16 protein-coding genes are annotated in these 19,012 nt (G+C 60.2%); 9 read left to right on the forward strand and 7 right to left on the reverse strand.

Annotated elements, in window-relative coordinates; all coding sequences use genetic code 11:
* Nucleotides 1-313: 313 nt before the first annotated feature.
* From ACIOYV_RS26015 to ACIOYV_RS26045, 7 genes are all read left to right on the forward strand, one after another.
* Entirely contained in the window at nucleotides 314-1,972 is a 1,659-nt protein-coding gene (locus ACIOYV_RS26015; protein ID WP_401328290.1) for a Na/Pi cotransporter family protein, read from the forward strand.
* A gap of 166 nt (nucleotides 1,973-2,138) precedes the next feature.
* On the forward strand, nucleotides 2,139-3,515 hold the full coding sequence (locus ACIOYV_RS26020) for a M16 family metallopeptidase (RefSeq protein ID WP_401328293.1): 1,377 nt from the start codon (nucleotides 2,139-2,141) through the stop codon (nucleotides 3,513-3,515).
* A gap of 205 nt (nucleotides 3,516-3,720) precedes the next feature.
* On the forward strand, nucleotides 3,721-4,749 hold the full coding sequence (locus ACIOYV_RS26025) for a DUF5924 family protein (RefSeq protein WP_054048048.1): 1,029 nt from the start codon (nucleotides 3,721-3,723) through the stop codon (nucleotides 4,747-4,749).
* 54 nt (nucleotides 4,750-4,803) lie between these two features.
* Nucleotides 4,804-5,952: an ABC transporter permease gene (locus ACIOYV_RS26030; protein WP_054048046.1), complete on the forward strand. Its 1,149-nt coding sequence runs from the start codon at nucleotides 4,804-4,806 to the stop codon at nucleotides 5,950-5,952.
* Nucleotides 5,949-6,752, forward strand: coding sequence for an ABC transporter ATP-binding protein (locus tag ACIOYV_RS26035; protein ID WP_054048044.1), 804 nt, complete (start codon nucleotides 5,949-5,951; stop codon nucleotides 6,750-6,752). Before ACIOYV_RS26030 ends, ACIOYV_RS26035 begins: the two co-directional genes overlap by 4 nt.
* A gap of 1 nt (nucleotide 6,753) precedes the next feature.
* Nucleotides 6,754-7,692, forward strand: a complete 939-nt coding sequence (locus tag ACIOYV_RS26040; RefSeq protein ID WP_163910501.1) for an MlaD family protein — start codon at nucleotides 6,754-6,756, stop codon at nucleotides 7,690-7,692.
* On the forward strand, nucleotides 7,689-8,330 hold the full coding sequence (locus ACIOYV_RS26045; protein ID WP_401328298.1) for an ABC-type transport auxiliary lipoprotein family protein: 642 nt from the start codon (nucleotides 7,689-7,691) through the stop codon (nucleotides 8,328-8,330). Before ACIOYV_RS26040 ends, ACIOYV_RS26045 begins: the two co-directional genes overlap by 4 nt.
* 136 nt (nucleotides 8,331-8,466) lie before the next feature.
* Here ACIOYV_RS26045 and ACIOYV_RS26050 read toward each other — a convergent pair whose 3' ends face one another.
* From ACIOYV_RS26050 to ACIOYV_RS26070, 5 genes are all read right to left on the reverse strand, one after another.
* Complete coding sequence (locus ACIOYV_RS26050) at nucleotides 8,467-9,696, reverse strand: nucleoside recognition domain-containing protein (RefSeq protein ID WP_054048038.1); 1,230 nt, start codon at nucleotides 9,694-9,696, stop codon at nucleotides 8,467-8,469.
* Between the two features lie 212 nt (nucleotides 9,697-9,908).
* Nucleotides 9,909-11,240, reverse strand: a complete 1,332-nt coding sequence (gltP, locus tag ACIOYV_RS26055) for a glutamate/aspartate:proton symporter GltP (protein WP_054048036.1) — start codon at nucleotides 11,238-11,240, stop codon at nucleotides 9,909-9,911.
* Nucleotides 11,241-11,942: 702 nt separating this feature from the next.
* A complete protein-coding gene (locus ACIOYV_RS26060; protein ID WP_401328302.1) occupies nucleotides 11,943-12,407 on the reverse strand; it encodes an inhibitor of vertebrate lysozyme family protein in 465 nt (154 codons plus the stop codon).
* 2 nt (nucleotides 12,408-12,409) lie between these two features.
* A complete protein-coding gene (locus ACIOYV_RS26065) occupies nucleotides 12,410-12,574 on the reverse strand; it encodes a DUF1328 domain-containing protein (protein WP_008002172.1) in 165 nt (54 codons plus the stop codon).
* An 81-nt stretch (nucleotides 12,575-12,655) separates the two neighbouring features.
* Nucleotides 12,656-12,943, reverse strand: a complete 288-nt coding sequence (locus ACIOYV_RS26070; RefSeq protein ID WP_163910498.1) for a hypothetical protein — start codon at nucleotides 12,941-12,943, stop codon at nucleotides 12,656-12,658.
* A gap of 440 nt (nucleotides 12,944-13,383) precedes the next feature.
* Here ACIOYV_RS26070 and algB point away from each other — a divergent pair, with 440 nt between their 5' ends.
* Both algB and ACIOYV_RS26080 read left to right on the forward strand, forming a co-directional pair.
* Nucleotides 13,384-14,730, forward strand: coding sequence for a sigma-54-dependent response regulator transcription factor AlgB (gene algB / locus ACIOYV_RS26075; RefSeq protein WP_054048028.1), 1,347 nt, complete (start codon nucleotides 13,384-13,386; stop codon nucleotides 14,728-14,730).
* A 10-nt stretch (nucleotides 14,731-14,740) separates the two neighbouring features.
* Complete coding sequence (locus ACIOYV_RS26080; protein WP_401328307.1) at nucleotides 14,741-16,531, forward strand: KinB sensor domain-containing domain; 1,791 nt, start codon at nucleotides 14,741-14,743, stop codon at nucleotides 16,529-16,531.
* Between the two features lie 7 nt (nucleotides 16,532-16,538).
* On the opposite strand, the gene ACIOYV_RS26085 is transcribed toward ACIOYV_RS26080, so the two are convergent.
* Together ACIOYV_RS26085 and ACIOYV_RS26090 are read right to left on the reverse strand one after the other, a co-directional pair.
* On the reverse strand, nucleotides 16,539-18,152 hold the full coding sequence (locus ACIOYV_RS26085) for an EAL domain-containing protein (RefSeq protein ID WP_163910496.1): 1,614 nt from the start codon (nucleotides 18,150-18,152) through the stop codon (nucleotides 16,539-16,541).
* A gap of 76 nt (nucleotides 18,153-18,228) precedes the next feature.
* The gene (locus ACIOYV_RS26090; RefSeq protein ID WP_401328310.1) at nucleotides 18,229-19,008 is read right to left on the reverse strand and encodes an N-acetylmuramoyl-L-alanine amidase; all 780 of its coding nucleotides are present in this window, start codon (nucleotides 19,006-19,008) and stop codon (nucleotides 18,229-18,231) included.
* Nucleotides 19,009-19,012: the final 4 nt, after the last annotated feature.

The raw sequence follows: 19,012 nt of genomic DNA on the forward strand, positions 1-19,012 counted from the left end.
CCTAAAACCGGCGATGCGGCTTATCAAGAAAACCGCATTCACCGGTCTTACGACTGCTTCGCAGCCGAACGGGGGCAAGCCCCCTCGCCACAGTTACCCAGTGAATCCAAATATTGCACCTAGGGGCCTTCGGGCCCCTTTGTCATCTCTGCATCAAGCTGTTTTTATGACAGTTTTGTTTCAATCACTTCTTTAGCTATGCGATGCTGGCGCCCAGACCGTTAGCCAACTACAGCTTAAGTACAGAACGTAGAACGTCGCGCGGTACCGTCAACTTGTCCCTTTGGGACGCTACCACCACAGGGGGCCCAGCATGCTGACCCTGCTCAATTTGCTATCTGCCGTGACCTTGCTGATCTGGGGCACGCACATCGTCCGAACCGGCATCCTGCGGGTCTACGGTTCCAACCTGCGCCATGTGATTGGCCAGAACATGTCCAAGCGTGGCTTGGCGTTCATCGCCGGCATCGTCGTGACCGCCATGGTCCAGAGCAGCAACGCCACGGCCATGCTCGTTACTTCATTCGTCGGTCAGGGCCTGATGGCGCTGACCCCGGCGCTGGCAACCATGCTCGGCGCCGACGTCGGTACGGCGCTGATGGCGCGGGTGCTGACGTTTGACCTGTCGTGGCTGTCGCCGCTGTTGATCTTCCTCGGGGTGATTTTCTTCCTGTCGCGCAAACAGACGCGGGTCGGGCAGATGGGCCGGGTGGCGATCGGCCTGGGGCTGATCATCCTGGCGCTGCAACTGATTGTCGAAGCCGCCGCGCCGATCACCCACGCCCAAGGGGTGAAGGTGATCTTCGCCTCCCTGACCGGCGACATCCTGCTCGATGCGCTGATTGGCGCGCTGTTCGCGATGATTTCCTACTCCAGCCTGGCGGCCGTGCTGCTGACCGCGACCCTGGCCGGCGCCGGTGTGATCAGCCTGCCGGTGGCCATCGGCCTGGTGATCGGCGCCAACATCGGCAGCGGCGTGCTGGCGTTCATGAGCACCAGCATGCAAAACGCGGCCGGCCGCCAAGTGGCGCTGGGCAGCCTGTTGTACAAGTTGATCGGCTTGCTGCTGATCATCCCGGTGCTCGACCCGCTGGTGCACTGGATCGACAGCCTGGACTTCAGCTCGCAGGAAATGGTCATCGGCTTCCACCTGCTCTACAACACCGCGCGCTGCCTGATCCTGCTGCCCAGCGTCGGACCGATGGCCAAGCTTTGCGCGTGGCTGTTGCCGGAACGCCCGGAACTCAACGGCATGGCCAAACCCCGCCATCTGGACCCGACCGCGCTGGTCACCCCCAGCCTGGCGCTGGCCAACGCCGCCCGAGAAACCCTGCGCATCGGCGACCTGATCGACAACATGCTCGAAGCCATGCTCGACGTGCTGCGCGGCAAACAGACCGCCGTGACCCAGGAAATGCGCCGACTGACCGATGATGTCGAGGCGCTGTACAGCGCGATCAAGCTCTACCTGGCGCAGATGCCCCGCGAAGACCTCAGCGATCAGGACAGTCGCCGTTGGGCGGAAATCATCGAACTGGCGATCAACCTCAAACTCGCCAGCGACCTGATCGAACGCATGCTGCGCAAGGTCCAGCAGCAGAAGACCTCGCAACGCCGGTCGTTTTCCGATGTAGGCCTGGAGGAACTGGCGGGGCTGCACAGTCAGTTGATTTCCAACCTGCGCCTGGGGTTGTCGGTGTTCCTCAGCAGCGACCCGGAAAGCGCACGCCAGTTGCTGCGTGAGAAACGTCGCTTTCGCGCACAGGAACGCCGCTTGGCCCATGCTCATGTCAGCCGATTGCAACGTAAGATCGTGCAAAGTATCGAAACCAGTTCGCTGCACCTGGAGCTGATTGCCGACATGAAACGCCTGAATTCGCTTTTTTGCAGCAGCGCCTACGCAGTCCTGGAAACCGCCGACACCGGGGCACTGGCGGCTGACGATTTGGCGGACATCACACATTCGCCTTGAACGTCTGGGGTTGTGGTCAGTCAGTAACAGTGGTTCAGCCATTCAGGCCTCTTCGCGAGCAAGCCCGCTCCCACAGTGGAATGCGTACTCCTGTGGGAGCGGGCTTGCTCGCGAAGAGGCCCTGACTGACGACACGGATCTCCAATCAGCCGTATGGAAGCTCGTTATGCGTTGTCTGTTATTCGCCTGTCTGTTGCTCGGTTCATTTCCTTCGTTTGCCCTGGATCGTTTCCAGGTCGAAGGCTATGCGCTGCCCAACGGTCTGCAATTGATGCTCAAGCCCGGTACTGATCGCGGGCACGTGGCGATTCGCCTGGTGGTCGGCGTCGGTTTTGATGACTTCAAATGCGCTGACAAAGAGCTGCCGCACCTGCTCGAACACTTGCTGTTCAGCGGCATCGACGCCAGCGGCGAAGGTGGCCTGGAGGAGCGCATGCAGGCGCTGGGCGGTGAATGGAACGCCTACACCAGCAACGCCGACACCACGTTCGTCATCGAAGCCCCGGCGAAAAACCAGCGCAAGGTCCTCGACCTGCTGCTGGCGCTGCTGACCCAGACCCGCATCGACGACAACGCGATCAACGCCGCCAAACAAGTGGTTGAGCGCGAAGACGGCGGTCATTACTCACACTTGCAGCGCTGGATGGATCGTCAGGACCTGGGCCACACCGCCAGCAATCAACTCGCCGTGGAACTGGGCCTCAAATGCCCCGAGCGTGCGGAAGTCGGTCACCTGACGAGCGAGCAACTGGAGACGGTGCGCAAGGCCTGGTACGCGCCTAACAACATGACGCTGATCGTGGTCGGCGACCTCGACAAGCTGCTGCCGGCGTATCTGGAACGGGCTTATGGCGCGCTTGAAGCGGTCGATCCCACCGATCATTTGCCGCTGCCGGAAATCAACGCCAGCGCCGCCCATGAACGCAGCCTGATTCACGGGTTTGTCGGTGGCGGTGCGAAGTTGCACTGGCTGGTCCCGGAGCCGGTGCTGGAAGACATACCGGACCAGACTTTCGACCTGCTCAAGGATTATCTGGATTGGGCGCTGTATCGGCAGATGCGCCTGGCCCATGGTTTGTCCTATGGCCCTTGGGCTGAGCGCGAGTTATTCGGTAGCGTCGGTTTCATGAGCCTGAATGCCGACCTTGAGCGCGAAAACGTCGCCGAAGCCGAGCAAGTGCTGGAGGACATGAAAGCCGAGTTGCTCAAGAATGGCCTTGATGTCGAGACCTTTGACCGCCTCAAGCAAGCGGCTATCGCCCGTCAGTCGTGGGCCGTTCAAGGTAACAGCGCCTTGGCCGATTATTATTGGGGTGCCTTGGGCGATTACGAGGACGGCCGCTTCACCGACCCGGCCAAGGAACTGCAAGGCGTAACCCTGGAAGAAGCGAACAAGGCCATGCGCGAGTTGCTGCTGCAGCCGGGGTATTTGCGGATCGAGAAGCCGTTGATCAGTGATGACCAGTTGTTGTGGGCGATTGCCGGGGTATTTGGGTTGATGGTGCTTGGGGTGTTGGGCTGGCGTGTTTATCGCAAACGCTAGCAATCCCTGTGGCGAGGGGGCTTGCCCCCGTTGGGTCGCGAAGCGGCCCCAAAATCACGACTGCTGCGCAGCCGAACGGGGGCAAGCCCCCTCGCCACAGGTCATCATTCGCTCTGGCCTTGTGGTTGCCCAAATGTGATCGCCACAGAAGGCCCTCGGCGCTACCCTGTCGAGGATTTTTCCTACGACTAGTGTGAACCGCCGAATGCCTAACCTGCCCCTCATCGTCCAGCGCGTTCTCGAATTGATGAAGCGCTATCCCGGGGTCATTGCGCTCGGTGGTTTTGTCTCGGGTGTCGGCAGCTTCATGCTGGTGGATCGCCAACAGGGCCTGGCGACGTGGATCACTACCATCATGCTGATCAGTTGGGTCTGGCTGATGCTGGAAAACAGCCTGACGCAGCTGTTCACTCGGGTGTTCAAACGCGAAATACCCCAGCCGTTACTGCGTTACGCGACGCAGATGATTCACCAGGAAAGCCTGTTTTTCGTCCTGCCGTTTTTCTTCATCACCACCACCTGGAACAGCGGCCAACTGTTTTTCACCGGGTTGTTGAGCATCGCGGCGCTGATTTCCATCACCGACCCGCTCTACTACAAATGGCTGGCGCCACGGCGCTGGGCGTTCCTGGCGTTGCACACCCTGACCCTGTTCGCCGCCCTGCTCACCGCCCTGCCGGTCATCCTGCACCTGACCACGTCCCAGAGCTTCAAACTGGCCCTGGGCATCTCGGTGTTGTTGTCGTTCCCGAGCCTGGCGTCGATCTTCCCGATTCGCACCGTGCGCAACGCCTTGGCGATTCTCAGTATCACGCTGGGCATTGGCGCCCTCGGCTGGGTGCTGCGTTCGTGGGTGCCGCCGGCCACGCTGTGGATGACCGACGTGGCCATCAGCACTGAAATGCAGGACCGCACTCCCGGCGATAGTCTGGATGAAGTCAGCGCCGAACAGATTCGCGGCGGCGGGCTCTACGCCTACACCGCGATCAACGCGCCGCGCGGTCTGGATGAGCGGATTTATCACGTCTGGCAGTTCAACGGCCAGGAAGTCGACCGCATCCCGCTGGATATTCATGGCGGGCGCAAGGAAGGCTACCGGGCCTGGACTCACAAGCAGAACTTCCCCGGCAACCCGGCGGGTAAATGGCAGGTCCGCGTGTTGACCGAGGATGGCCAGGTGATCGGCGTGCTGCGCTTCGTGGTCAAGGACAGCACACCGACCAAAGAAAAGTAATGCGGTTCGTGCTATTACGTAGTCCTGCGTAACAGCCGAACAAGCACGGAGCTTATGACCAGCAGCACATTGGCCGGTAATGCCCAGTTAGACACCTCGCACACCCCTGCTCAATTGCGGGTCACGGGTGACTGGACGCTTGCCCATTACGCTGACCTCAAGCGCCTGGGCGACAAGCTTCGCGGCCAGTACGACGACAGCACCCACATCGACCTCAACGGCCTCGGTGCGCTCGACACCGCTGGCGCTTCGTTGCTCGTGGAGTTGCTCGGTTCCGAACGCCTCGGCCGCTCCGCCGAACACCCTGAATGCACCCTCTCCAACGCCGATCGCGCGTTGCTGCAAACCGTCTACTGCTCGCTGAGCGACTTCTGCGTCCCGCTTAAGGAGCCGGAAATCGGCACCGGCATTCAACTCCTGACCCGCATCGGTCGTGCCGTTGACACAGTCTGGCAAGACACTCTGCAACTGTTGGGCTTCGTCGGCCTAATCCTCGAAACCATCGCCCGTGGGCTGTTCCGGCCCAAGCGCTGGCGCATCACGCCGATGGTCGCGCACATCGAACAGACCGGCCTCGACGCCGCGCCCATCGTTGCCTTGCTGACCTTTCTGGTGGGCGCGGTGGTGGCGTTTCTCGGGGCGACGGTGCTGGCGAGCTTCGGTGCGAGTATTTTCACCGTCGACCTGGTGGCGTTCTCGTTCCTGCGCGAATTCGGCGTGTTGCTCACCGCGATCCTGATGGCCGGGCGCACCGCGAGTGCATTCACCGCGCAGATCGGTTCGATGAAGGCCAACGAAGAAATCGACGCGATCCGCACCTTGGGCCTCGATCCGATGGAGTTGCTGGTGGTGCCGCGAGTCCTGGCGCTGTTGGTGGCGCTGCCGATGCTGACCTTTCTGGCGATGATCTCCGGGATTGTCGGCGGCGGCGTGGTGTGCGCGGTGTCGCTGGGGATTTCGCCGGCGATGTTTCTCTCGCTGCTGCAAACCGACATTGGCGTTCAGCACTTTCTGGTGGGGATCGTCAAAGCGCCGATCTTCGCGTTTCTGATCGCTGCGATTGGCTGTCTCGAAGGCTTCAAAGTCAGCGGCAGCGCCGAATCCGTCGGCGCCCACACCACGTCCAGCGTGGTCCAGTCGATTTTCGTGGTGATCGTGCTGGATGCCGTGGCCGCGCTGTTTTTCATGGAGATAGGCTGGTGAGTCGTCTACCCCGAGCGCCTTCCGAGGCGGTGATCGAAGTCCGTGGCCTGTGCAACCGTTTTGGTAGCCAGAGCGTGCACGAGAACCTCGACCTGGATTTGTACAAGGGCGAAATCCTCGCGGTGGTCGGCGGCTCCGGCAGCGGCAAATCGGTGTTGCTGCGCAGCATCGTCGGTTTGCGCCAGCCCAGTGAAGGCGTGGTGAAAGTCTTCGGCAAGAACTTGCCGACGCTTTCCGAGCATGAGCGCTCGATGGTCGAACGACGCTTCGGCGTACTGTTCCAGAAAGGCGCGTTGTTCTCGTCGCTGACCGTGACCGAGAACGTCGCCCTGCCCCTGATCGAACACGCCGGCCTCAGCCGCGCCGACGCCGAGCACCTGGCGGCGGTGAAACTGGCGTTGGCCGGGCTGCCGTTGTCGGCGGCGGACAAATACCCCGCGTCCCTGTCCGGCGGCATGATCAAGCGTGCGGCGTTGGCCCGGGCGTTGGCACTGGACCCGGACATCCTGTTCCTCGACGAACCCACCGCCGGCCTCGACCCGATTGGCGCCGCGGCTTTCGATCAACTGATCCTGACCCTGCGCGATGCCCTGGGCCTGAGCGTTTTCCTGGTGACCCACGACCTCGACACGCTCTACACCATCACCGACCGGGTGGCGGTGCTGGCGCAGAAAAAAGTGTTGGTCGCAGACGCCATCGACAAGGTGTCGGAAACCGACGATCCGTGGATTCACGAATACTTCCATGGCCCTCGCGGCCGCGCGGCGCTGACGGCCGCTCAACAGTTAAACGAGGTCTGACATGGAAACCCGAGCCCATCATGTATTGATCGGCCTGTTCACCGTGATTGTGGTGGCGGGCGCCCTGCTCTTCGGCTTGTGGCTGGCCAAGTCCAGCGTGGATACCGAGTTCAAGGATTACGAGATCGTCTTCAACGAGGCGGTCAGTGGTTTGTCCAAGGGCAGCGCCGTGCAGTACAGCGGGATCAAGGTCGGTGACGTCGTCAGCCTGCGCCTGGACCCGAAAGACCCGCGCCGGGTACTGGCGCGGATTCGCCTCGGCGGCGATACGCCGATCAAGGAAGACACTGAAGCCAAACTGGCGCTGACCGGGATCACCGGCACTTCGATCATCCAGCTCAGTGGCGGTACGCCGCAAAGTCCCAAGCTGCGTGGCAAGGACGGCGAGTTGCCGACCATCATCGCCGCGCCCTCGCCTATCGCCCGACTACTCAACGACAGTAACGACCTGATGGCCGGCGTGAGCACGCTGATGCACAACGCCAATCAGATGTTTTCGGCGGACAACGTCGAGCGCATCAGCAAAACACTCGAACACTTGGAGCAAACCACCGGCACCATCGCCGAACAACGCGGTGACATCCGCCAGGCCATGCAGCAACTGGCCTCGATCGGCAAACAGGCCAGCGCGACCCTTGAGCAAACCACCGCGCTGATGCGCAACGCCAACGGTTTGCTCAACGATCAGGGCAAGCAGATGTTCGGCAGCGCCGGGCAGGCGATGAAGTCGCTGGAACAGACCACCGCGACCATCGACAAACTGCTGACCACCAATCAGGACTCCCTCAACAGCGGCATGCAGGGCCTCAATGGCCTGGCGCCGGCGGTGCGTGAACTGCGCGACACCCTGAGCTCGCTGCGGGCGATTTCCCAGCGACTGGAAGCCAACCCCAGCGGTTACCTGCTGGGCAGCGACAAGAACAAGGAATTCACACCATGAAGCTGACTCACCTCGCCCTCCTCGCCGGTTTTGCGCTGGTCAGCGCCTGCTCGATTTTGCCCAAGGCCGAGCCATCCGATGTCTATCGCTTGCCCTCGACCCAGAGCAGCGCAGCGGCCAGCCGTGGCGCGCCACAGCATTGGTCGCTGCGCCTGGCCAAGCCCCAGGCCAGCGAAGCGTTGAACAGCCCGAAAATCGCTGTGATTCCGCAGGGAGATCTGATCAGCAGCTACAAGGCGTCGCGCTGGAGTGATCCGGCCCCGGTGTTGCTGCGTAATCGTCTGCTGGATGGTTTTCAGCGTGATGGTCGGGTGTCGTTGTTGAGCACCGATGACAGCAACTTCCAGGCGGATCTGGAGCTGGGCGGCAACCTGCAAGCGTTCCAGACCGAGTATCAGGGCTCGAACGCGAGCGTCGTGGTTCGCCTGGATGCGTTGTTGGTGCGCGGTTATGACCAGCGAATCCTCGCCAGCCACCGCTTTGAAGTGCGCCAGCCGTTGAGCGATGTGAAAGTGCCGTCGGTGGTCGCCGGGTTTGGCCAGGCCAGCGATCAATTGACCGCGCAGGTGGTGGCCTGGACGGTGGAACAAGGGCAGAAAGTCGCCCCGCCTGTCAGGAATGCCGCCGATCCCTTGTAGCAGCTGGCGCAGCCTGCGTTCGGCTGCGAAGCAGTCGTCAATTCATTGCCCGGATCTATCAGGTAGCTGCAGTGCCTGGTTTAGCGACTGCTTCGCAGCCGAACGCAGGCTGCGCCAGCTGCTACAGGGATCTTTATTAACCGAAGAACCAGTAGCAAACCCCGATCGCACCTAGTACCCCGGCCAGTTCCGCCAGCAACGCACACCCCACCGCATGCCGCGCTCGCTGGATACCCACTGCGCCGAAGTACACCGCCAATACATAGAACGTGGTTTCGGTACTGCCCTGAATCGTCGCCGCCACCAGCGCCGGGAAGCTGTCGACCCCGGAAGTCTTCATGGTTTCGATCAGCATCGCCCGGGCGGCGCTGCCGGAGAACGGCTTGACCATCGCGGTCGGCAGCGCATCGACGAAGCGCGTGTCCCAACCGGCCCACTCCACCAAGTGCCGAATCCCGTCCAGGCCGAAGTCCAGCGCGCCGGACGCCCGCAGTACGCCCACCGCACAGAGCATCGCCACCAGGTATGGCAGCAGATTCTTCGCCACGTCGAAGCCTTCTTTGGCACCTTCGACGAACGCTTCGTAAACCTTCACTTTGCGCATCGCGCCAATGATCAGGAACACCATGATCAGCCCGAACAACGTCAGGTTGCCGAGGATCGAGGACAGCCCCGCCAATGCTGTGGCTGAGAGCGTCCCCAGCAGCGCCATGAAGGCACCCAGTGCCAACGCACCGGGAATCAGATACGCAAGCACCACCGGGTCCCACAGGCGCAGGCGTTGCATGAATGCCACCGACAACAGGCCGACGATGGTCGAGCAACTGGTGGCGAGCAGGATTGGCAAGAACACCAGGGTCGGGTCCGGCGCGCCTTGTTGGGCGCGGTACATGAAGATCGTCACCGGCAGCAGGGTCAGGGACGAAGCGTTTAGCACCAGGAACAGGATCTGCGCGTTGCTGGCGATGGTGGCGCTGGGGTTGAGTTCTTGCAGTGCCTTCATGGCCTTGAGGCCGATGGGCGTGGCGGCGTTGTCCAGGCCCAGGCCGTTGGCGGCAAAGTTGAGCGTGATCAGGCCGATGGCCGGGTGACCCGCCGGGACTTCCGGCATCAGGCGCAGGAACAGCGGGCCCAGCGCCTTGGCCAGCCACTCGACGATCCCGGCCTTCTCGGCGATCCGCAGGAAGCCCAGCCACAGGGTCAGGGTGCCGAACAGCAGGACCATGACCTCCACCGACAGCTTGGCCATGGCGAAGATGCTTTCCACCATCGCCGCGAAGATCCCGGCATTGCCGCCGATCAGCCACTGCGCCATTGCCGACACGGCTGCCACGATGAAGAAGCCAAGCCACAGGCCATTGAGCATCAGTTAAATCCCCCGAAGAATGCGGCGAATGATAGCGGGGTCGCCAGAAACGACAAACCCCGGATTTCTCCGGGGTTTGTTTTAACGCGCGCTGGTAGCACCTCAACCCTGTAGGAGCGAGGCTTGCCCGCGAAGAGGCCGGAACATTCAACATTTATGTTGATTGATACACCGCCTTCGCGGGCAAGCCTCGCTCCTACAAGGGCAAAGCATCAGCCCTTGGAAATTTCACCGGCCGGCAATTTTTCCTTGCTGCGCCAGTGCGGCAGGGAGTTCCAGTAGCGCTCGCCCTTGGCGTCGTCGTACATGCCTTCCCAGCGGGAGATGACCAGCACGGCCAAGGCATTACCAATCACGTTCAGTGCGGTACGGGCCATGTCCATGATGCGGTCGACACCGGCGATGAACGCCAGGCCTTCCAGCGGAATACCCACGCTGCCCAGGGTGGCCAGCAGCACCACGAAGGACACGCCCGGTACGCCGGCGATGCCTTTGGAGGTGACCATCAGGGTCAATACCAGCAGCAGTTGCTGGCTGATCGACAGGTCGATGCCGTAGAGCTGGGCAATGAAGATCGCCGCGATGCTCTGGTACAGGGTCGAACCGTCGAGGTTGAACGAGTAACCGGTCGGCACCACGAAGCTGCAAATGGCTTTCGGCGCGCCGTAGGCTTCCATCTTCTCGATCACACGCGGCAGCACGGTTTCGGAACTGGCGGTGGAGTAAGCCAGCACCAGCTCATCCTTGAAGATGCGCATCAGCTTGATCACCGAGAAGCCGAACAGCTTGGCGATCAGGCCCAGCACCACGAAGGCGAAGAAGGCGATGGCGAAGTAAACCAGCACCACCAGTTTGGCCAGTGGCAGCAAGGAGGCAAAACCGAAGTTGGCCACGGTCACTGCGATCAGTGCGAACACGCCGATTGGGGCGTAGTTCATGATCATGTGGGTGACTTTGAACATGCTCTCGGAGACGCCCTGGAACATCTTCACCAGCGGCTCGCGCAGGTCCGATTGCAGGCTCGACAGACCGAGGCCGAACAACACGGAGAAGAAGATGATCGGCAGCATCTCGCCGCGCGCCATGGCCGCGAAGATGTTCGACGGGATCAGGTTGAGGATGGTTTCGATGAAGGCGTGTTCATGCTGAACCTCGGCCGCCGTCGCCTGGTACTTGGAAATATCCACGGTACCCAGGGTGCTCATGTCGATGCCGGTGCCCGGATGGACCACGTTGGCCAGCACCAGACCGACCAGAATGGCGATGGTGGTGACGACTTCGAAGTAGAGAATGGTCTTCAGACCGATGCGCCCGAGCTTCTTCGCATCGCCGACGCCGGCAATACCGACCACCAGCGAGGAGATCACGATCGGGATCACGATCATCTTGATCAGACGGATAAAGATATCGCCCGCAGGTTGCAGGACGTTGCTGATCCACCAGGCTTTTTCGGCACTGAAATGGTTGAGCAGCGCACCGATTGCAATCCCCAATACCAGACCGATGAGGATCTGCCAGGCGAGGCTAAGCTTTGCCTTCTTCATATCATTACCCTTACTTCAGTTTGACTCGGGCAGATGCGCGAACTGGAACGCTCAGTGGCGGAAAAGTCTGTGCATCTGCCCCCGTATAAGGTGCCCCGCAAGCGCGTAATTACGGCTCTTCGGCAGGCGAAAAAAGGCGCAACTATTCCGATGCAAGGAAGCGACGTCTAATGCCGTAAACGCCTACCCTATGCCGAATCGGCATGAGCTTTTTCAAATGAAACTGGCGTCCCAACCGGTTCGAATACGACATTTCGGCAGGCATAAGTGCCGTGAACCGGCCATTTCAGAGCAGGTTGGTTGTTTTTTAAACAGTTGAATTCATGGCAAAACTTGGGAAAAAGCCCACGTTTGATAGCGAAAACTCCCGCGACGAAAGTCGGAGGTTTCTCGATATACGGTCGTGAAGAAACACCGCGAAACGGTTTTGCGGGGAATATGCAGCAGAAGGGAACGAGCGAAGTGCTCTAGATCAACGTTTTGCACGTTGAAGCTCTTCGCAAGTCCGTCGAGCCACTGAGGGCCGGCGAACTTGCGTCGCAGCTTTACTGACCTGACCCGGCCCTTGCGCAAGCACTCCATGTGCTCGTAGGTCACTCCGACCCTGAAGCAGTCAAAGCGTCCCGACCCCTTGGTCATGCGCCTGCCTTCCTCGGGTGGCGCACTGGAGAGAAGCAAGGCTGCTCCTCTCGTGTTTCAAACTCAGTACCAGTTCGGATCTTTCTTGAGTTGTTCCATCAACAAGTCCTGCATGCCCTGATTCGGCTTCCCGAGGAAGCGGTAGTCGGCATGTCGCGTGGGTGATTTGTCGGCGGGCAAGCCCGCAGGCACTTCGACCAGCATCGCGTAGGCGTCCTTTTTGTCGAAACTGAATGCCACGATCAAGCGTTGGTTCAGGCATGACTGTTGTGCTTCGCACAGCGGCCCTACCAGATACTTGTCGCCATCCTCCTGGACAGCATTCATTTGTTCGGCATCGCCCGTGAGGTTCATCACCCATTCCGGCAGTCGTTCTTCCTTCTTCACGACTTTGGTCCAGGTTTCACGGTACTGCGGGTCAGAGTTCAGCAACTCGTTGGCCCGCGTCTGGCCATCATTGGCCGCCATCGCCATGGCACTACCGCCCAGAAGCAGGGCGGCTGCCAGTGTCTTAAACAGAACGCTCATATTCAGCCTCGGCCGCGACGGCCGAAGAAGAACGAAGCAACAAACATCACCAGGAACACGACAAAGAGAATCTTGGCGATACCCGTGGCGGTGCCCGCGATACCACCGAAGCCCAGTACGGCGGCGATGATGGCAATGATCAAGAATGTAATTGCCCAGCTCAACATGGTGATTCTCCTTACGTTTCTATTTAAAGGTATGTCTGGTGGTGCTTTTCCCGGCGCATCAGTCGCGCCAAGTTCGGTTCTTTAGAACACCCAACGTTCCTGACGCGGCATCTGATCCACAGGCTGAGCCTGGTCGACGTCCATCATTCGCATTGGTGCGCTGTCGGCGAGTTTGCTGCTGACGGCGCTGAAGTGGGTCTGGGTGGCGTGTTGAATCGACAGGCGTGGCGCCTCTGGCTGCTGGCTCTGCTCCCAACGGGCGAACTGCTGGCCACCGATCAATGTGATCGTAAGGGCGAGCATCGCGAACAAACCCTGCTGGATATGCAGTGGCGAGATACGCAATTGGGCGGCACGTTGGCGATTCATCCTGTAGCTCCTCCACCTGAGTGGTCATCTTGTTGAGGGCGCTCATTCCGTGAATGCCCTGGCGTTAATCAGACTATTGCAGTCTGCATGCCAGCTTTTTGAATGAAAAAAACTCAATAAAATCAGATAGTTATGGTTGTAGTGAAAATCGTTCCACACGCATCCTGCACGATGGGGCCCTGACGGTCGTGCGTAATGCACGAAAGATTCAGAGGAACTTTCAAATTTTTTGAATTGCGAGGAGGGCGCAGATGTCAGACGTTCAAGCAGGCAAACGTCGAAATGTTGGATTTTTCGTAAAAAACCAACGAAATCAGCCAATTAACGAGAAGGGCAGCAGATAGCTACACTGCCGGGGCTGGAATGGATCAGAATCAACCATGCAACTTGCCCGATTTTCTCGGGACTAACCAAAATCATTCAGTAAGGAGCGTAGGAAAATGGAATCAGCCACTGAGCATCAAGGCCGCATTCTGCTGGTAGACGATGAGTCCGCCATCCTTCGTACCTTCCGTTATTGCCTCGAAGACGAAGGCTATACCGTCGCCACCGCCAACAGCGCCGCCCAGGCCGATGCACTGTTGCAGCGTCAGGTGTTCGACCTGTGCTTCCTGGATTTGCGCCTGGGTGAGGACAATGGCCTCGACGTATTGGCGCAGATGCGTATTCAGGCGCCGTGGATGCGGGTGGTTATCGTCACCGCGCATTCCGCCGTGGATACCGCCGTCGATGCGATTCAGGCCGGCGCCGCCGATTACCTGGTCAAACCCTGCAGCCCGGATCAATTGCGTCTGGCCACCGCCAAGCAACTGGAAGTGCGGCAGCTCTCGGCGCGTCTGGAAGCCCTCGAAGGCGAAGTGCGTAAAACCAAGGATGGCCTGGATTCCCACAGCCCGGCGATGAAAGTTGTGCTTGAGACGGCCCGCCAAGTGGCCGGCACCGACGCCAATATCCTGATCCTCGGTGAGTCCGGCACAGGTAAAGGTGAACTGGCTCGGGCGATTCACGGCTGGAGCAAGCGCGAGAAGAAATCCTGCGTCACCATCAACTGCCCGTCGCTGACCGCCGAATTGATGGAAAGCGAACTGTTCGGCCACAGCCGTGGCGCGTTTACCGGTGCCAGTGAAAGTACGCTGGGTCGGGTTAACCAGGCGGATGGCGGTACGCTGTTTCTTGACGAGATCGGCGACTTTCCGCTGACGTTGCAACCCAAGTTGCTGCGTTTTATTCAAGACAAGGAATACGAGCGGGTTGGCGATCCGGTCACTCGACGCGCCGATGTGCGGATCCTTGCGGCCACCAACCTCAATCTTGAAGACATGGTCCGCGACGGTCGTTTCCGCGAAGATTTGCTCTATCGCCTCAACGTCATCACCTTGCACCTGCCGCCGCTGCGCGAACGCAGCGAAGACATCCTGACCCTCGCTGATCGCTTCCTGGCCCGTTTCGTCAAGGAATATGCACGACCGGCGCGGGGTTTCAGCGATGAGGCCCGGGAAGCGCTGCTCAGCTACCGATGGCCGGGCAATATTCGAGAGCTGCGTAACGTGGTGGAGCGGGCGAGCATTATTTGTCCACAGGAGCGCGTCGAGATCGTTCACTTGGGCATGGCCGAACAACCGGCGAATAACTCGCCGCGAGTGGGCGCCGCGCTGAGCCTGGATGAGCTGGAAAAAGCTCACATCGGCGCCGTGCTGGCCACCGCTGGAACCCTTGACCAGGCAGCGAAAACTCTGGGCATCGATGCCTCGACCCTGTACCGCAAACGCAAGCAGTACAACCTGTGAGCAACATCCGATGAAACTGGCGATGAAGTTGCGGACCCGACTGTTCCTGAGTATCTCCGCACTCATCACCGTCGCGTTGCTTGGGCTGTTGCTCGGGCTGATCAGCGTTATGCAAATGGCCGGCAGTCAGGAAGCGCTGGTCCGCAATAACTTCGTCACCCTGGATCTGGGTCTGAAGCTGCGCCAGACCCTGGGTGATCAACTGATCATCATGCTCAGCGAAAAACCCGACCCTGCGCAGTTTGCCGCGTCGAAGCAGCATTACCTGGAACTGCTCGACGAAGGTATCGCCCATGAGCAGGGCGTTGTCGAGGGCCAGTATGGCTTCAAGCAGGCCAAGGCTGACTACCAGAGTTTTCTGCAGGCGCTGGACCAGTCTCACGATCCTGCCTTTGTGCTGTCGGGCAACGATGACGTCACGGCCAAATTCAATCAGCTGCGCAACGGCTTGATCGCCGAGCACAAGCGCGCTCTGGATAACATCAACGACACCCAGCGCAAGGCCCGTGATCGGGCGCTGCTGATCGCCGGCCTGCTCGGGTTGGTCGGGCTGGCGGTGCTGATCATCGGCTTCATCACGGCGCATGCGATTGCCCGGCGTTTCGGCGCGCCGATCGAGGCGCTGGCGCAGGCCGCGGACAACATCGGACAAGGCAATTTCGAAGTGACCCTGCCGATTTCCTCGGCCGAGGAAATGAACCAACTGACCAAACGCTTCGGGATCATGGCCGAGGCCTTGCGCGAGCATCAGGCGACCAATGTCGATGAACTGATGGCCGGCCAGCAACGCTTGCAAGCGGTACTCGATAGCATCGACGACGGTTTGCTGATGATCGACCGAGAAGGTCATCTGGAGCACCTCAACCCGGTGGCGCAGCGCCAATTGGGCTGGGACACTGACCGGCTCGGCCAGGGTTTGGGCTCGGCGCTCGAACGACCCGAACTGGATGCGCAACTGCAATTGGTTTTACGCGGCGGCACCTTGGAGCGGGCGCCGGAAGACCTGAGTGTGGAAGTCGATGGGGAGTCGCGGCTGTTGACCTACAGCTTGACCCCGGTCAGCCATACCCAGGGACACATTCTCGGTGCGGTGATGGTGTTGCATGACGTCACTGAACAGCGGGCGTTCGAACGGGTGCGCAGTGAATTCGTCCTGCGAGCCTCACATGAGTTGCGCACGCCGGTGACCGGGATGCACATGGCCTTCGGCCTGTTCCGCGAGCGCGCGAAATTTGCCCCGGACTCCCGCGAAGCCGACTTGCTCGATACCGTAAATGAAGAAATGCAGCGCTTGATGCAGCTGATCAACGACTTGCTGAACTTCTCGCGCTACCAGAACGGCTTGCAGAAACTCACGCTGGGGCCGTGCGTCATCGAAGACTTGCTCGAGCAGGCACAGGGCCGATTTGCCGGGGAGGCCGCGCAGAGAGGCATCGAGTTGCTGGTGGAAGTGCAGGGGCCGCTGCCGCGCTTGCAGGCGGATCAGGCGCAACTGGATCGGGTGCTCGACAACCTGATCGACAATGCCTTGCGTCATACCGCTGCGGACGGACAGATCCGTTTGCAGGCCCGGCGCCATGGCGAACGGGTGATTATCAGCGTCGAGGACAATGGCGAAGGCATTGCCTATGGCCAGCAAGGACGGATTTTCGAGCCGTTCGTGCAGGTCGGCCGCAAAAAGGGCGGGGCCGGGCTTGGCCTGGCGTTGTGCAAGGAAATCGTGCAATTGCACGGCGGGCGGATGGGGGTTTATTCGCGGCCAGGGCAGGGCACACAGTTCTATATGGCGCTGGCGGTATAACGCGTTTTCACGCCTCGTCATCCATACGACGGCCCGCCAGTCGTCGGCCACGGGTGATCAGTTCAATGAACTGCACCGCGCTCAGCGCATGGGCGAACAGCCAGCCCTGACCGAACTTCACGCCTTCACTGCTCAGGAATGCGACTTGGGCTTCATGTTCGATGCCCTCGGCGATCACTTTGAGCTGCAGGGCCTGGGCCATGTGAATGATGTGCGGGGCCACGCCACTGCTGGCGGCGTCATGGCCCAAGGCATCGATAAAGGCCTTGTCGATTTTCAGGCAATCCACCGGCAGGGTTTGCAGGTAGGCCAGGCTGCAATAGCCGGTACCGAAGTCATCGATCAGCACTTGATGCCCGACATCGCGCAAGGCTTGCAGGTTTTCCCGGGCCACCACCACGTCGATCATTCCGCGCTCAGTCACCTCGAAGGCAATCTGTTTGGCCGCGACCCGGTGCAGGGTCAGCAGTCGCGCCATCACTTGGCCGATACGCGGCACCATCACATCGCAAGCAGCCAGGTTGACCGAGATGTACAGCTGCGGATTCGCCCGTAGCAATTGCCCCAACTGTTCAAGCAAGCGCTGCAAGACAAAATCGGTCATCTGGCGGATCTGCCCGGTGTTTTCCGCCATCGGAATGAACAGGTCGGGGCTGGTCAGCGTGCCGTCCGGCCTGCGCCAGCGCAGTAGGGCTTCAGCGCCGACACAGTTACGACTGTCGAGGTCGAAGATCGGTTGATACAACACCTGCAACTCGCCACGACGTATCGCGCCTTGCAGTTCGGCATCCAGCGATTGACGCTGACGCACCAGCAGAAACACCAGAATGCCGACGATAATGCCCAGCGCCAGGCTCGCCGGCAGCAGCCACCACCAGACCGTCGGTACATGCATGGCGGTGCGCGGGGTAATCAGCACCAACTGATATTCCGGGTTGTTGGTGGGCATACGGTAAATCAGGCGGGTTTGGGTCACTTGCAGCGAATCGCTGCTGGTCGGTGGCCAGGGTTCCGTCGGTGGCCAGGCCTGCTCGACACCCAAAACCGGAATCGCCCGCTTCCCATGATCGAGTACCACCAGCAGGCTGCTGCCTGGCGAGAGATCGACCATGTCAGTCAAATGCCCGCGAGAAGTTGCAACGCGGAAATTGCCTCGACTGAGCATCAGTGCGGCGCGGTTTTCATCGGGTTCGGTGGTGGTATTGAGCCAGTAACTGTAGGTGGGACCCCGGAGGTCCGCCGGTCGGATCATCGCCAACCCCTCCTGACGAGGGCGATTGGAGCAAATCCGGTTGCCTTCCATAAAAGCGGCTTCGTAGACGAAGCGATAGCTGAAGCTGATCTGCTGCAAGGTGGCGATCATTTCTTCGTTGCACGTTCGCAACGGTTGGGCTTCCAGGTCATCGAGGCTTTCGCGCAATTGCCCGAACATTTGCTCAAGACGGGCGAGGAAACGCTCGCCTTGGGCGTTCATTTCCCGGCTTTCGTTCTGCTCGACCTGATTCATCGCGATGTACAGGCTGGCAGCCATCAACAGCGTCGCACTCAAGGCAGCAGCCAGCATCGCCAAAAACCATGGGCGATAGAACCAACTACGCAACCTCTCTCGAGTAGCAGCCATTTGGGAACATCCGAAGAATTACCAATGAGTTATAGCTGCTGATTGAGAAAAAGCGCGGACCGTCGGGCGGGCGTCATTATTTTGTCTGATTGAGTACCAGCAGCATTGCAGCGGTTTGTGCATCCGGGGTGCCATCGAAACGGGAAGGGCGGTAGTGCATCTGGAAGGCTGCCAGGACATGCCGCGTCGCCACATCCAGTTCGCCGGTTTGCGGCGTCGCATAGCCCAGTCGTGCCAGCTGTGCCTGGAACCATCCGATGCTCGGTAGTTCGGCGGCGAACTGTACTTGCCGGCTCGCAACGGCCTGTTCGTTCGGCCAGATACCCAAGCCCTCAGCGGCCAAGCGTTTCCAAGGGAACATCGGGCCGGGGTCGAGCTTGCGCAGCGGAGCGATGTCGCTATGACCGATGATGTGCCGCGGGCTGATGCCATTGCGTTTGCTGATGTCCTTGAGCAGGACGATCAAGGATTGCACCTGGGCTTCGCTGTACGGGTACCAGAGGCGGCCGGTCGGGGTGTCGCTGAAACCCGGATTGACGATTTCGATGCCGATGGAGCTCGAATTCAGCCAGGTCCGGCCTTGCCACTCGCTTTCCCCGGCGTGCCAGGCGCGCTGGTTTTCATCCACCAGTTTGTAGATGGTCGCGCCCTTGTCATCACCGATCAGGTAATGGGCGCTGACTTCGCCGTGGGTCAACAACTGCAGCGAACGCTCCAGGGATGCGTTGGTGTAATGCACCACCACGAACTGCACGCGGCTGTCGAAGTTGGCGGAAGGGTGACTGGTGTCGATACGTGGACCGCTGGCACAACCGGCCAGCAGCAGAAGCGACACAACGAGAGTAAGAAATTTCATGATA

Source organism: Pseudomonas sp. NPDC087342 (genome assembly GCF_044744265.1).
Taxonomy (GTDB): Bacteria; Pseudomonadota; Gammaproteobacteria; order Pseudomonadales; family Pseudomonadaceae; genus Aquipseudomonas; species Aquipseudomonas nunensis.